This is a genomic window from Methanosarcina sp. Kolksee (assembly GCF_000969945.1).
Classification (GTDB): Archaea; Halobacteriota; Methanosarcinia; order Methanosarcinales; family Methanosarcinaceae; genus Methanosarcina; species Methanosarcina vacuolata.
The window spans coordinates 2,253,547-2,266,536 of the sequence record NZ_CP009524.1 but is presented as its reverse complement, the minus strand read 5'-3'; the positions used below and the strand labels follow the sequence as shown (position 1 = coordinate 2,266,536).

At 39.9% G+C, this 12,990-nt stretch carries 15 protein-coding genes; 7 read left to right on the top strand and 8 right to left on the bottom strand.

What is annotated here, in order from left to right; genetic code table 11:
- Positions 1-229: 229 nt before the first annotated feature.
- The 4 genes from MSKOL_RS09430 to MSKOL_RS09415 form a co-directional block, all read right to left on the bottom strand.
- Entirely contained in the window at positions 230-1,078 is an 849-nt protein-coding gene (locus MSKOL_RS09430; protein ID WP_048155590.1) for a methanogenesis marker 8 protein, read from the bottom strand.
- 688 nt (positions 1,079-1,766) lie between these two features.
- Positions 1,767-2,426, bottom strand: coding sequence for an NAD(P)/FAD-dependent oxidoreductase (locus MSKOL_RS09425; protein ID WP_048120493.1), 660 nt, complete (start codon positions 2,424-2,426; stop codon positions 1,767-1,769).
- Between the two features lie 409 nt (positions 2,427-2,835).
- On the bottom strand, positions 2,836-3,714 hold the full coding sequence (locus tag MSKOL_RS09420; RefSeq protein ID WP_048120490.1) for a tetratricopeptide repeat protein: 879 nt from the start codon (positions 3,712-3,714) through the stop codon (positions 2,836-2,838).
- 1,035 nt (positions 3,715-4,749) lie between these two features.
- A complete protein-coding gene (locus tag MSKOL_RS09415; RefSeq protein ID WP_048120488.1) occupies positions 4,750-5,259 on the bottom strand; it encodes a response regulator transcription factor in 510 nt (169 codons plus the stop codon).
- Positions 5,260-5,501: 242 nt separating this feature from the next.
- Here MSKOL_RS09415 and MSKOL_RS09410 point away from each other — a divergent pair, with 242 nt between their 5' ends.
- Positions 5,502-5,783 carry a helix-turn-helix domain-containing protein gene (locus tag MSKOL_RS09410; protein ID WP_048120486.1) on the top strand — a complete coding sequence of 94 codons (282 nt, stop codon included), beginning with the start codon at positions 5,502-5,504 and terminating at the stop codon, positions 5,781-5,783.
- A 374-nt stretch (positions 5,784-6,157) separates the two neighbouring features.
- Here MSKOL_RS09410 and MSKOL_RS09405 read toward each other — a convergent pair whose 3' ends face one another.
- Together MSKOL_RS09405 and MSKOL_RS09400 are read right to left on the bottom strand one after the other, a co-directional pair.
- Complete coding sequence (locus tag MSKOL_RS09405; RefSeq protein ID WP_048120484.1) at positions 6,158-7,087, bottom strand: NAD(P)/FAD-dependent oxidoreductase; 930 nt, start codon at positions 7,085-7,087, stop codon at positions 6,158-6,160.
- Positions 7,088-7,142: 55 nt separating this feature from the next.
- Positions 7,143-7,385 carry a thioredoxin family protein gene (locus tag MSKOL_RS09400; RefSeq protein WP_048120482.1) on the bottom strand — a complete coding sequence of 81 codons (243 nt, stop codon included), beginning with the start codon at positions 7,383-7,385 and terminating at the stop codon, positions 7,143-7,145.
- Positions 7,386-7,542: 157 nt separating this feature from the next.
- Here MSKOL_RS09400 and dph5 point away from each other — a divergent pair, with 157 nt between their 5' ends.
- From dph5 to MSKOL_RS09375, 6 genes are all read left to right on the top strand, one after another.
- A complete protein-coding gene (dph5, locus tag MSKOL_RS09395; protein WP_048158268.1) occupies positions 7,543-8,343 on the top strand; it encodes a diphthine synthase in 801 nt (266 codons plus the stop codon).
- 39 nt (positions 8,344-8,382) lie between these two features.
- Positions 8,383-8,664: a DUF357 domain-containing protein gene (locus MSKOL_RS09390; RefSeq protein ID WP_048120480.1), complete on the top strand. Its 282-nt coding sequence runs from the start codon at positions 8,383-8,385 to the stop codon at positions 8,662-8,664.
- 72 nt (positions 8,665-8,736) lie between these two features.
- Positions 8,737-8,898 (top strand): hypothetical protein, encoded by a 162-nt coding sequence (locus tag MSKOL_RS20090; RefSeq protein ID WP_156151027.1) that lies wholly within the window; start codon positions 8,737-8,739, stop codon positions 8,896-8,898.
- Between the two features lie 75 nt (positions 8,899-8,973).
- Positions 8,974-9,363 carry a DUF555 domain-containing protein gene (locus tag MSKOL_RS09385; RefSeq protein ID WP_048120478.1) on the top strand — a complete coding sequence of 130 codons (390 nt, stop codon included), beginning with the start codon at positions 8,974-8,976 and terminating at the stop codon, positions 9,361-9,363.
- A gap of 266 nt (positions 9,364-9,629) precedes the next feature.
- Positions 9,630-10,529: a carbohydrate kinase family protein gene (locus MSKOL_RS09380; protein ID WP_048158267.1), complete on the top strand. Its 900-nt coding sequence runs from the start codon at positions 9,630-9,632 to the stop codon at positions 10,527-10,529.
- Positions 10,530-10,649: 120 nt separating this feature from the next.
- Positions 10,650-11,321, top strand: coding sequence for a diphthine--ammonia ligase (locus MSKOL_RS09375; RefSeq protein WP_048120476.1), 672 nt, complete (start codon positions 10,650-10,652; stop codon positions 11,319-11,321).
- 429 nt (positions 11,322-11,750) lie between these two features.
- Here MSKOL_RS09375 and MSKOL_RS20085 read toward each other — a convergent pair whose 3' ends face one another.
- Positions 11,751-11,957, bottom strand: a complete 207-nt coding sequence (locus MSKOL_RS20085) for a hypothetical protein (RefSeq protein ID WP_048155587.1) — start codon at positions 11,955-11,957, stop codon at positions 11,751-11,753.
- A gap of 384 nt (positions 11,958-12,341) precedes the next feature.
- Complete coding sequence (locus MSKOL_RS09365) at positions 12,342-12,779, bottom strand: CoA-binding protein (RefSeq protein ID WP_048155582.1); 438 nt, start codon at positions 12,777-12,779, stop codon at positions 12,342-12,344.
- Positions 12,780-12,990: the final 211 nt, after the last annotated feature.

Genomic DNA, 12,990 nt, shown 5'->3' with positions numbered 1-12,990 from the left:
AATCAGAACAAGAATTTAATTTTTTAAACCTTAGTTAACTTGACTATATCACATTAACAGGTAAAACGCCATCAGTAGATCTCGTGGGTCAAATATATCGTTCATAGTGAAATCGATAACAGCGATTGAAATAACTGTCTAATCTGACAACGTCAAGTTAAAAAGCCTGATTTAAAAAGAACATTGACTTTTCAAAAAAGAAAAAAATAATGACTCTATAAAGCCATTTTTACTTCAGTTCTTTTGGCTGTTTGTGATCAGGAAGCACAGGTAGAGCCATAGTATTGATCAGAATCGGGCTTTTGATATCCTTTGCCCTTTCGATCACAAGTTCCTTTCCTTTCTGGGTAAGAGCAAAAAGTGGAACTGCAGTTCCCACCTGAGCAAGAGGCTTTACGAGGTCTCTGATAGGCTTTGAAGCACAACTGGTCACAATGTCTGAATTTTCCATCAGGCTCTGAGCTTCTTCCCTGTTTAAGCCTGTGACATGTACGCCAATTACTATCAAATCAAGCCCGAGTGCGGCTTCAAGTTTCCGTAACTCTTTTGCGGTTTCTGCGAAAGCTGCGGTTACTGCAATTTTTTTGTACCCGAGTTCTGCTGCCTTTTTAATGCCTGCAACAGGGTCCATTTTTGCAGTTGAAGGGTCAAGCACAATTCCGCCACGTTCCTGAATGCCGTTTATGATGGCATCGATTGGTTCGGTTTCGACCAGACCGGACATCCTACCGCCCATGCCCTGAACGAGAATAGGGTTATTGGAAATTACAGTGCCTGCACCTTCACAGGCTGTTACTGTTGTGTCGAGTAAACCCCTACTCAGGCCCGTCATCATAACTTCCGACGCTCCAAACCCAACAAAATCCTCGAGTTCCAGTAGGCGTTTGTCGGTGAACATTCCAAAGTCATTGATCCTGAATTCCATGTTCTTCTTGACTTCTTCAGGGGTGATCTTCTTAATTCCGCAGATTTTGGCAAAGAGGGGGCACCATTCGACTTCAGGCTCTCCTACTTCAATAACCTTTCCATCTTTTACGACGACTCTTGTTTTTCCAAGTAATTCCATTATATGAGGCATAGTTCCACCTTTACTGGCTGAGCAAAAAAATAATTGTTAAGAAACTAAAATTAGGTAAAAACAACAGTTAAGGTTTGTGGCTCTTTATATAATAGCTTTTGGTTTTAGGAATTTTTGATTTTATCCTAACTTTACATGGAAATTTTCAATACTTGAACTGTAGTTTGCAGGCCACTTCTTGATCTATTGAGTTTGGAAAGTTGAGCCCATGCTTCATTGGTTAAGCTTTAAATAACTATTTTGTCAGGTTGTCCCAAAAACAGTTGCTCTGTACTCTGAAAAACAGCTGAGATAAAAACATTAAAAACGCACATGAAATTTTTCGAATAACATGAACAGACAAATGAAAGTACTTTCACCTTACTTTTTTACCCTTTAACTCCATCATTATCTTGGGCAAGAAGGTTGTACTTATTTCGATTCTTGAAGCCGTCAAGAAACTAACCAGTGAATTGCCATCGAAGGCTCAAATTCAAGGGATTGTAATAAAAAATTATATTTTTCAGGTTGTCTCAAAATAACATTTGATTCTACAAATGGGTTAAAAAATTAGATTTTAAAGCAAGTGTGTACCTTAGTTCCAGAATAATTTCCGGCTTACATTTAAAGTCAACAATATAAATTGCCCAATTGTAGGAATGAGTCGAGTTTTGAGACAGCCTGTTTTGCCAATTTTTGCACCAGGATCTTATAGCCCGACTTGAGCTTTGAAATTCTCAAGACCAACGTCGTCAATGTATTTTCCAAGTCTCTTTTTAGTACCTGAATTTTTGTAATAATCAATTATCCTATCAATGGCCTCAAGGACTTCTTCTTCAGATAATTCCTTTGCTACAACGTCACCAAGTCTTGGAGATGCAGCCACGGCACCTCCCACCATCAGGGTGTATCCTTTAGAAGTGCCAATTACCCCAATGTCTTTAATAGCTGATTCAGAGCAGGAGTTTGGGCATCCTGAGACGCCTATCTTTAGTTTGGAAGGCATAGGCATTCCGTGATATTTCTCATCGAGCTTCAGACCAAGCCCCAGAGAATCTTGCTTTGCCTGCTTACAAAAAGTTGTACCGGGACAAATCTTTATACTTCTTACACATAGTCCTACAGCTGCTCCTGGTTTGATTCCAAGATCAGCCCATATGTTATCAAGATCTTCTTCTTTCAAGCCCACAATTGCAATTCTCTGGGCAGAAGTTATTTTAAGAGCCGCTGCTCCATATTTTTCAGCAGCATCAGCAATCTTCCTGAGAGTTGCAGGATCTACAACACCTCCTGGAATGTGGGGAGCTATTGTGTAAGTTTCACGGTCTCTTTGAACAATTGCGCCTTTTTCAAGTAAATTATCTTTCATATAGATATGTCTCCAAGCGATTAAGTCAAGTGTTTTCAAGTGATTAAGTCAAGTTTACAAAGGTTAACATATCTTTACAGCGGCATTTGAACCTAAAATATATCTAACTCTAGTAGACTTGACTGTTCCCTTTAGTTTACAAACTATAATAATTATTAAATTTATTTATAATTAATTATATGAAAAATTGGTTCTGAACAAATAATATCTCCGCATAAAATGTTTTTTTAGCAAACAACATTTAAATATTTATGATTATATAGTTACGAGGCGACATAGTGCAAATATGTCAGGAGAAAAGAAAACTTTTGGCCGTCAGTCCTGAGAATTCTGGAAAGGAGTTTTCGACTAACGGCTTCTTCTAGCTCTGGGTCTTTGATTTACATGGAAAAAACTGAGGTCTGGCTACTCAAAGGAGATCAGAATACATCGGGTTTATATCAACTGCTTTCTCATAGGCCTCCATTGCCTTCTGGTGTTTCTTAATCCTGTCGTATACGATGCCTTTACCAATCCAGGCTTTTGTAAAACTTGGATTGATATCGATAGCTCTCTCAAAAGCTTGAAGTGCCTCTTCGTATTTTTCCAGGTCTCTCAGGGCAATTCCCTTATTATACCAGAACCGAGCATTATCGGGATTTGTCTTTATCTTGTTGTCAAAAACCTCCACGGCTTTTTTGGTATAAAGTCTTGCTTCATCGTGTTTTCCAAGCCAGCGGAGAGCTACACCTTTATTATAAAGGGCCTTCCCGTTCGCAGGGTTTAACTCAAGAGCCCTGTTAAAAGCGCTGATGGCTTCTTCATAACTTTTTATCTTGCAGAGCCCCATACCCTTCTTGCACCACTCACTTGCGCTCATGGAACCCAAATTATAATTCTTCTCATAGAGGCAGATAGCCTTCTCAAAATCATCCATAGCTTCTTCGTATGCCTTCATTTCCCTCAGAGCCATTCCCCGCCTGTACCAGACTTCAGGATCTTCAGGAGCGAGATATGTAGCCTGGTAGTATGCGTCCATAGCTTCTTTATATTGCATAAGGCCTACAAGCAGTTCACCTTTAGAGCACCAGGTCTTCGCATCCGTAGGATTGATCTGAAGAGACTTATTAAGAGCATCAAGAGCTTCATCATATCTGAAAAGGCTTTTCAGAACCATACCTTTGCTAAACAGAATTTTTGCATTGTCAGGGCTTATTTCCAGAGCCTTATTGTATGCATCCAGAGCTTCTGTAAATCGTCTAAGTTCATGGAGTGCAACACCTGTATTGTACCACTCGTTCAAAGTCATCACTCAACCACACCTTTTTCCAATAATGTTTTTCCACTTTTTATCACATCTACTCTAGCAATAATAATATGCCTTCAGAGCGTTAAATTAATTTTGTACTTTAGCTCCATACTAAAAATAAGGAGATATCTACAGTTTCATGTCATAATTTCTGTGTTAAAGACAAATTTACAGTTATACATGATTTACAGTTATACATGATTTACAGTTATACATGATTTACAGTTATACATGATTTACAGTTATACATGATTTACAGTTATACATGATTTACAGTTATACATGATAATCTATGTTTTTGCTCTTTTTTAAGGATTTTGAAAAATTCATTTACTTTAATATTTTAAAAATAGAGTTTTCACAGAGCGAGCAAGAATTCGATAAAGTTAGATAACTTTATACATGTTTTTTCAATTATTTGTAAAATTAATAAAAATATATTTATTATAGCTTCAAAATTCCTCCGTCTTTCTTTTATTTAATTAGTGTTTTTGCCCTGACATGAGGAAAGTTGATCTATAAAATAAAACCTGAAAAATCCGGTAAGTTTGATTTTGGTAAAAGTTAAGATTGACTCCTCTCACGGCCTGCCAAAAGTCTAATTATCGACTTTTTACATTGAGGAATTGAGGAATTCTCTGGTCTGGAGAAACTTATGTAAGGACCATATGCTTTAATTAGGGCCGAACTTAGCTCTAAATACCTCCCAGTCTTTTTAAAGTTTATTAAAAACATCATTTAAAAATAATAACGATAAATATCCCAAGAGTCCCGGCACACTTAATAAACTAATTAGTGTAATTTTGGGCGCTCATAAAAATAATGATAGAGACATTTAATAAAGACATTCGATAAGGAATTTAACAGGAAATTTTCTGAATCTATTTAATAATAATTATAATGCATAAAAGTATTTCTGACACGCAGAAAAATTAAAAATTTTAAAGGGATGCTCTGAAAAGCTCTTCAGAGCGGCCTTTATATCCTACTAGTTTTAATACAAAAGAGTTTTTCTGTTAGAAGCTGGATTTGGAGTTAGAAATGCGTGCGTTTCAAGATCATTCCTACTCTGACTCGCAGTTCCACAGGGTTAAAAGGCGTAGTAACGTAGTCGTCAACTCCCGATTCAAAAGCCTCAATCCTGTTTTTTACCTCTCCTTTTTCACTGAGTACCATAACCGGTATCCACCAGTATCTTGAACTTGTTCTAATTTGTTTGCAGATTTTGAAACCTTCAAGGTCTGCAAGCCCAGTATCCAACAAGACAAGGTCGGGTTTTTCAGCTTTTATGGCTTCAAGTGAGGAAAAACCACCAGGGACTTTGACAACATTATAATTTTCAGCTTCAAGTGTTGCCTTAATACTGAGGGCACTGTTTCCATCCCCCATTATTAGTATTTTCTGCCGCGTGTCTATAAGATTTGCGATTCGGGTCTTAATCAGTTCTTCTGGAACTGAAAGACGGGATGCAATCTCTCTCTCACTTATTTCAGGTTGTGTTTCGATTAATTTCAAAATCTCATGATCAAGATTTTTATTATTCATAACCCTCCATCACCATACAGTATATATTTTCTTAGCTTTTAAACATTTCTCAAATCTTTTAAAAATCACATTGTTTTAAAGTTAACACAGTCTAAAGAGTATAGAGTTATCCAAATATTCAGAAGACTTCTTATGAATCGTCGGCTTGACCAATTAGGAGATAAGTTTATAACCGTAAATAGCAAGTTAATATTGGAAATAAGAATCACTTACAGAGAACAGCCACCTCTGAGATGATATAAATGGATCCAATGGAAAAAATTTTTGGTAAAACCGCACAGATGACAGTACTCAAGAATCTAATTGAACACCAGAACGAATCAACCTACCTTTCGGGGATAGCTGAAGAAACTGGCCTGTCTCACTCCAGCGTATCAAGGGTTATTACGCCCCTGATCGCATCGGGCATCGTCATAGAAAAGCCTCTGGGAAAGCAAATCCGGACTTTCCAGTTGAACATGGACAATGAGGCAACAAGGCTGATCATAGATTTCTACGATAAAATCAACCATATGCTGGAATAAGCCTTAAAAACAAAAGTACGGAAAACGAAAAATAGGGGCAGAAACGGTCTACTGTCCCGTCTTTTAAATTTAAGAACAGTTTTGAATTTTGAACAATTAAACTTTAAGGCAAATTCAGCCTGAAGGTCTTGATCAGGATTACTCTTGATTAGGATCACTCTTGATTAGGATCGCTCTTGATTAGGATCGCTCTTGATTAGGGTAACTCTTGATTAGAGTAACTCTTGATTAGAGTGACTTTTGATTAGAGTGACTTTTGATTAGAGTGACTTTTGATTAGAGCAACTCTTGATTAGAGTGACTCTAATCAAGAGTGACTCTTCAGGTAACCAATCTCAAGCAACTTTAGCCAGATATCCTTATTTAGATAGTTTTCATGTAGTCTCTTTTTTGAAGTCCTCTATATACACGCTCGCAGCAGTAGCTGCCAGTGCTCCATCTCTAACAGCTGCCACAAGTTGCCAGATTGGGGTATCACGACAGTCTCCTACAGCATAAATTCCTTTCTTTGAGGTTTCAAGTAAGTTATCCGTCCTGATAAAGCCCTCATCATCCTTGTCCACGTCAATGATTTCAGTGTTTGGATGAATACCCACGTAAATAAAAACACCGTCTGTAGCCAGTTCGCGCTGTTCTCCACTTTTAAGGTCCTTATAGTTTATTTTTTCGACTTTTCGAACTCCTCCGCTGCCTCCCATGATTTCCAGAATCTGGGCATTAAAAATGAATTCAATATTCGGAGTTGCAAAAACCCTATCCTGAAGGACTTTAACAGCTCTCAGCTGGTCTCTCCTGTGAATAAGATATACTTTCCTGGCAATTTTTGAAAGAAGAAGAGCATCCGTAACTGCTGAGTTGCCGCCCCCGACCACCACAACAGTTTTGTTTTTAAAAAAAGGCCCGTCACATATGGCGCAATAAGAAACCCCTTTACTGATAAACTCTTTCTCACCAGGCACGTTCAGACGCTTGGGGTTTGCACCTGTAGCAACTATGACAGCTATTGATTCAAGATCTCCACTGTCCGTGGAGATTATTCTCTTTTCTCCTTCAGCGCGAACGGAGAGGACTTCAGTTATCTTTGTTTCTACCCCGACAGCCTGAGCATGAGCCTTATATTTTTCCATTAATTCTAGCCCTGAGATAGCTGGAAAGCCAGGATAATTTTCCACGAGATCTGAAAGCGCAATCTGTCCGCTAATTTCACTTCTTTCAAGAATCAAAGTATTAAGTCCGAGGCGTACGGCATAAATACCGGCTGCGAGCCCTGCAGGTCCTCCTCCTATGATTATAAGGTCATACATACTTACCTCCTGAACCCAGAAAACAGTTTCAATAGAATACCCTTTTGAGATTTACTCAGCTAATACGAGATATAGCATCAGCTTTTTTCGGGAGGCCTGTAAAAGCTACCTCTCCATCAATAATAGTCGTAGGTACTCCAACTATGCCATACTTATCTATCAATGCCTGCCCCTCTGGAGTTTCCACATCTATTTCCTCGTATTCAAAGTCATACTCGGATTTCAGGTCTTTCCAGAATCTTCGAGCTGCCGGACAGGCAGTACACCAGCTGGCGTGAATAAGCGTAACTTTAGCCATAAAAACCCCTTTAAAAATTACAGTTGTAAATCCATTCTAATATTAATTTACATATATAAATAAGTTAAGAATATCCTCAAATTCGGAAAATAAAGAATTATTGCCTGGATCTGCTCAAACAAAAAGCTTTAAACTAGCAGGGCTCTTAAAGCGGGCTATGCTTACATTTATAGGTCTGGGCCTTTTCGACGAATATGACATTTCTTTAAAGGGACTTGAGGCTATCAGGGAAGCTGATATGGTTTACGCGGAGTTCTATACATCTGTTCTCATGGGTACGAACCTTGAAAAAATGGAGAAACTCTACGGCAAGAAAGTCTTTTTGCTTTCAAGAGAGGATGTGGAGCAGCACCCTGACTGGCTCTCCAAAGCAAAGGACAGCAATCTTTGCTTCCTGACTGGCGGAGATACAATGGTCTCCACAACTCATGTAGACTTACGCCTGAGAGCTGAAAAACTGGGGATAGAGACCCACCTGGTTCATGGAGCTTCAATTGCCTCGGCTGTCTCGGGTCTTGCAGGACTGCAGAACTACCGCTTCGGGAAATCCGCAAGTATTCCTCATCCCTATGAGAGCAGAAGAGGCACAAGGATAATCTCGGAAACTCCTTATGATATTATAAAACAAAACCTGGAACTTGGCCTGCATACCCTGGTGTTCCTGGATATAGATAAGGAAAAAGGCTATATGACTGTAAATACCGCCCTTGAGCTTCTCCTTGAGGTTGAGGAAAAAAGGGGAGAAGGAATTATGCGAGGAGCTATTGCAGTAGGAATAGCTAGGGCAGGCTCTGAAAAGCCGGTCGTAAAAGCAGATTATGCGGAAAAACTCAAGGACTTTGATTTTGGAAAACCTCTCCACATCCTCGTAATTCCCGGAAAACTGCATTTTCTTGAAGCCGAAGCGCTTGTGAAACTTGCAGGAGGCCCAGCAGGATTTATGAAAGAAGTGGAGTAAAAAAGAGAATACTGTTTATAGCGCCTACTGGTGATTATAATGCCTGCTGATCTTGATGAAAAAGTCAAAAGATACGAGGATATGTTAAAAAGAGCCCTCCAGAAAGCCAAATATTCCCCAATCCAGGGGTCTCATATGTATGCCGTTGCAAAGGATTATTATACAATGGCAGAAGCCTACTATAAAGATGGGGTGTATTTTCTGGAAAATAGAGATCCTGTAAATGCCCTTGCCTCCTTCAGCTATGGTCACGCCTGGCTCGATGCGGGAGCAAAACTAGGGGTTTTTGCAGTTGATGATGAAACTCTTTTTACTATATAAATGAGAAATGAGAATAAAAGAAAAATGACTAGAGGAAAATGACTAGAGAAAAATGACTAGAGAAAATTAAAAATGCCTGAACCTGATTCTGGAAGAAAGCATAGATACTCAGTTGAAAGGATTAAAGTTGTGGGACCAAAAATTAAAAACTTAACTGAAAAACCATATAAAAGCAAACATGATACTGTTTATTTGAAGCAGAAACAATTTTATATACATTATTCTATTCTTTAGATTCTGTGAAAACTTTTCCCTATCGGGAAATCTTCTTAAAAAACGTGCATAACTGAATAATTATGGTGGACAATAATGAAAAACTTCCATGTGGTACTTGAAGCAGCTTGGTTGGTTAGAGATGTAAAGACGGCTGATGATGCTATAGGAGTCGCGATTTCAGAAGCTGGAAAACGCCTGAATCCTAAATTGGATTTCGTAGAGGTTGACGTGGGAACTACATCCTGTCCGGTATGTGGTGAGCCCTTTAGCAGTGTTTTCATAGCGGCAAACACCGCTCTTGTAGGTCTTATTTTTGAGATGAAAGTTTTTGATGCTGAGTCTGCCGAACATGCGGAAAGGATCGCAAAATCTGTGATCGGAAAATCTCTCCGGGACATTCCTTTGACGGTTGTGGAAGTCACCGAATTCGAAAGGCCAGCTGAGAAGAGCGAACAGCAGCATAAGAGCAAAACAGGAAAATAAAAGTTTTTTCCCAGAACCTTTTGGGAAAGAATAAAACATTATGATGCAGTTAGTTATGTCTATGGGTTTTGTTCATGACTGACTTTATAAGGCTAAAAAGAATATTTCGTTAAGAAAAGAGCTTTTCATAAGAACAGAGTATCTATCACTGATCGAATCCCAGCAAAAAAGCAAGTTTTATCTCTCCTTCAGGCTTTGTTTTTAAAGTTGGACCCGGCGTAAAGAACCGGGTTTTTTCACAACCCATGAAAAAAAGAGGACACTACATGGACAGAATAATTTCCATCGTAGGGCATACTGCCCTTGATTACATTGTAGATGTTGAAAGAATCGCAGGAAAAAACGAGTCATCACCTGTCATTGACTATGAAGAATATCCTGGTGGAGGGGCTGCTAATATTGCGGTTGCCATTGCAAAGCTGGGTGGAAAGAGCCAGTTGATTTCCCCTGTAGGCACAGATTTTGTAAGTTCAGGATATGAAAAACTCCTTACAGACGCGCATGTTGACCTTTCCCGCCTTTATAGAATTGAGGACCGGAAAATTTCTAAAGCCTTTATTTTCACTGACAGGGAAGACAACCAGACAACCTATTTTTACTGGGGAGCTTCTTCAAAATTCAAAGAACTTGAACCCGAACCTGTTGATTTTGTTCATCTTGCAACCGCTGACTCGGTGTATAACGCTAAACTTGCACAAATTGCCGGCTTCGTCTCCTTTGACCCTGGACAGGATCTTGTTACGTATTCAAAAGAAAACCTTGAACTCATACTCGCTCATACTGACATCCTTTTTGCGAACCGGCACGAGATAAAGCGAGTTTCAGAGATGACCGGAAAAAGTTTCTCGGAACTCAAGGCGATGATCAACATCATTGTGGTCACATATGATTCTCAGGGCAGCAGGATCTACACAGGTAAAGACGAATTTTTAATTCCTGTAATTTCTGTCCAGGCTTCAGATCCCACCGGAGCAGGAGATGCTTACAGGGCAGGATTCCTCCTCGCCTTCACAAGAGGATACCCGCTTACCACCTGCGGTAAAATTGGATCTACCGTAGCTTCTTTTGCTGTACAAGCACGAGGTTGCCAGACAGACCTTCCCACCTGGGAAGAAATGAAAGCTCGTTATGAAGTTAATTTTGGAAGGCTTGAGAAAGAGTGCTGAAATTGCAAATGCCGACGAAGCATGATCAAAAGTCAAAAAGTATATAAAATATTACATAATGATCCACGCATTATAACCCCCCGACGTACGAAATAGATATTAAAACAAAAAGGGATGCAGATGAAACTCGCAGCACTGATTTCCGGTGGCAAGGACTCGATTTTTGCCATATATAAAGCCCTCCAGGAAGGGCATGAAGTCACCCACCTGATTAATATTGTTCCCGCAAGGGACGATTCCTATATGTACCATTCCGTCAACCTCCACATGGTAGAACTAATCTCTGCCGCCTGTGAAATCCCCCTGATCCAGCAGGAGTCCAGCGGAATAAAGGAACTTGAACTGGATGACCTGACCCTTGCCCTCAAGAAAGTAGATGTAGACGGCGTATCCGTAGGTGCAATTGAGTCCCAGTACCAGGCAGGCAGGGTGAAGAAGATCTGCGATGCCCTGGGGCTTAAGGTCTATACTCCTCTCTGGCACAGAGACCCTGAAGAATTGCTCAATGAGATGTCAAAAGTGCTCGATATCCGGATCGTCAGAGTCGCAGCTGACGGCCTTGACGAGTCCTGGCTTGGTCGCCCTATTAATGTAAACTCGATTGAGCATCTCAAAGCGCTGAACAAGCGGTACATGGTTCACATGGCCGGAGAAGGCGGAGAATATGAGACTGTTGTGCTCGATGCCCCCTTTTTTAAAAAGCGGATTGAGATTGTAAAAAGTGAAATTGAATGGCAGGGTGACACTGGCTCCTTAAAGATCCTGGAAGCAAAACTTGTCGATAAAAAGTGATTGTCAAAAAAGCTTCCTGAGAAACAGGTTAATCCCAAAGATATATTCATTTATTTCACAATTTAGAAGTGCCATAAGCACTATAACTCTTTAAAACATGATCTTTGTATTTTAGATTTTTTAATTTCTCATTTTTTATTCTTCAACTTTTCATTTTTTATTCTTCAACCTGACTTTGAAAGTTAAATAAAAATAAGTGCTCTTTGTTTTGGGTTATTGGATACAATGTACATCACAAAACAAGAAGCCTTCCCTACAATTCCTAACCTACAAGACCAAGGTGAACAAACCTGGTGGAGGATCTCACTCTTCTGGTCGTAGTTGGCATCATCGATCCACAGCGGGCCGAAACAAAAGTCCTGACGACAACTTTACTACCGTTGTCAAATTAGTGGAATAAAGTCATAACATCTACAAAAATCTGTTCCACTACATACATTTCAAGATAGGGCAACTGAGCTTCGTCTCCTGCAACGAATCCTGGGCCTGACCTCGCTGAGCAATGACCAGTGGCTGATCTTCATCATCGTTGTTATTGCCTTGCGGCTTGTCGATGAGGTTATCAAGTTTTTCCTGCGCAGCAGTCGCAGCACCCGCCCAGGCACAAGTGGCAACCCCTGAAACCATTTGTGACATGCTGCCTGCCTGCAATTATCGGGGTATATCAAAAAGTGTAAGTGAAGTAGGAGTGTAAGTGAAGTAGGAGAATGAAAACAATTTCTTTAATGATATCCTGTGCTCTTTTTTTAGTCGATATCCCGTTGCTTGCAGTGAGATGCACCAGCTAAATTCTGATAGTGAGATGCATCAGCTAAATTCTGATTAAGTTGATATTCCAATACTGAAGTAAATAATAGGTGAAGTTTGCTTCCCAGTATGAAATCACTGAAATTGACATCATCCGGTGTGCAAATATTGCTTTTCGAATTGATTTCTGCAAAAGCTGGCTGTTAAGTGGGCGAAAATGGGAAGCGGGTTTAAAAATGTGGACAATAAAGGTTCCGGGTAAAGTCCGCCTTTTTAATACTTCCCCGTCATCTTCGCAATCGTCCTGTGTATCCCATGTATACTGAACCCGCTTCCGAGGTACATCATCGGGCAGTGTTCGGTCATGCATTCAAGGCCTTCTGCCTTGCAGGTGTCAACAGCTTTTTCGGTTTCTGTTTTCCAGTGGAACCAGATTTTATTTATGCCTTTCTCCTTCAGGGCAGAGATAAAGTTTCCAGGGTCAGTTATTGTGACGCCCAGTACGGCGCGGTTGAGGCCAGCTGGAAGTTCAGAGACTTTTCTTAAAGAGCCGGGCTCCGGCTTGTCGGAAAGATCAATGACATAGACGTCTTTGCCCCGGTTTTTAAGTTCGGATATGGCCCACTTCATTGCAGGCTTTGTATTATCGGTGACGAATGCATAGGTTTTTGCGTTCCAGAAGTTTTCCCTTTCTGATGTCGTTGGTTCCATCTTGAGTTCCCCCTATTAGATTCTAAATTAAGTATATCTTCTGGCTCATATAAAAATCACAATGCAGTTTTCAGCCAGCTTCCGACCACCACAGGAAGAGTTTCTGAGATATCAGGCCGGATAATATCTAAATGGTATAAAGAAGTATATAAAGATTAAAAATATAAAAGGAGCGCAGATCCGGATAGGATTCTGCTTATTTCTAGTTGTT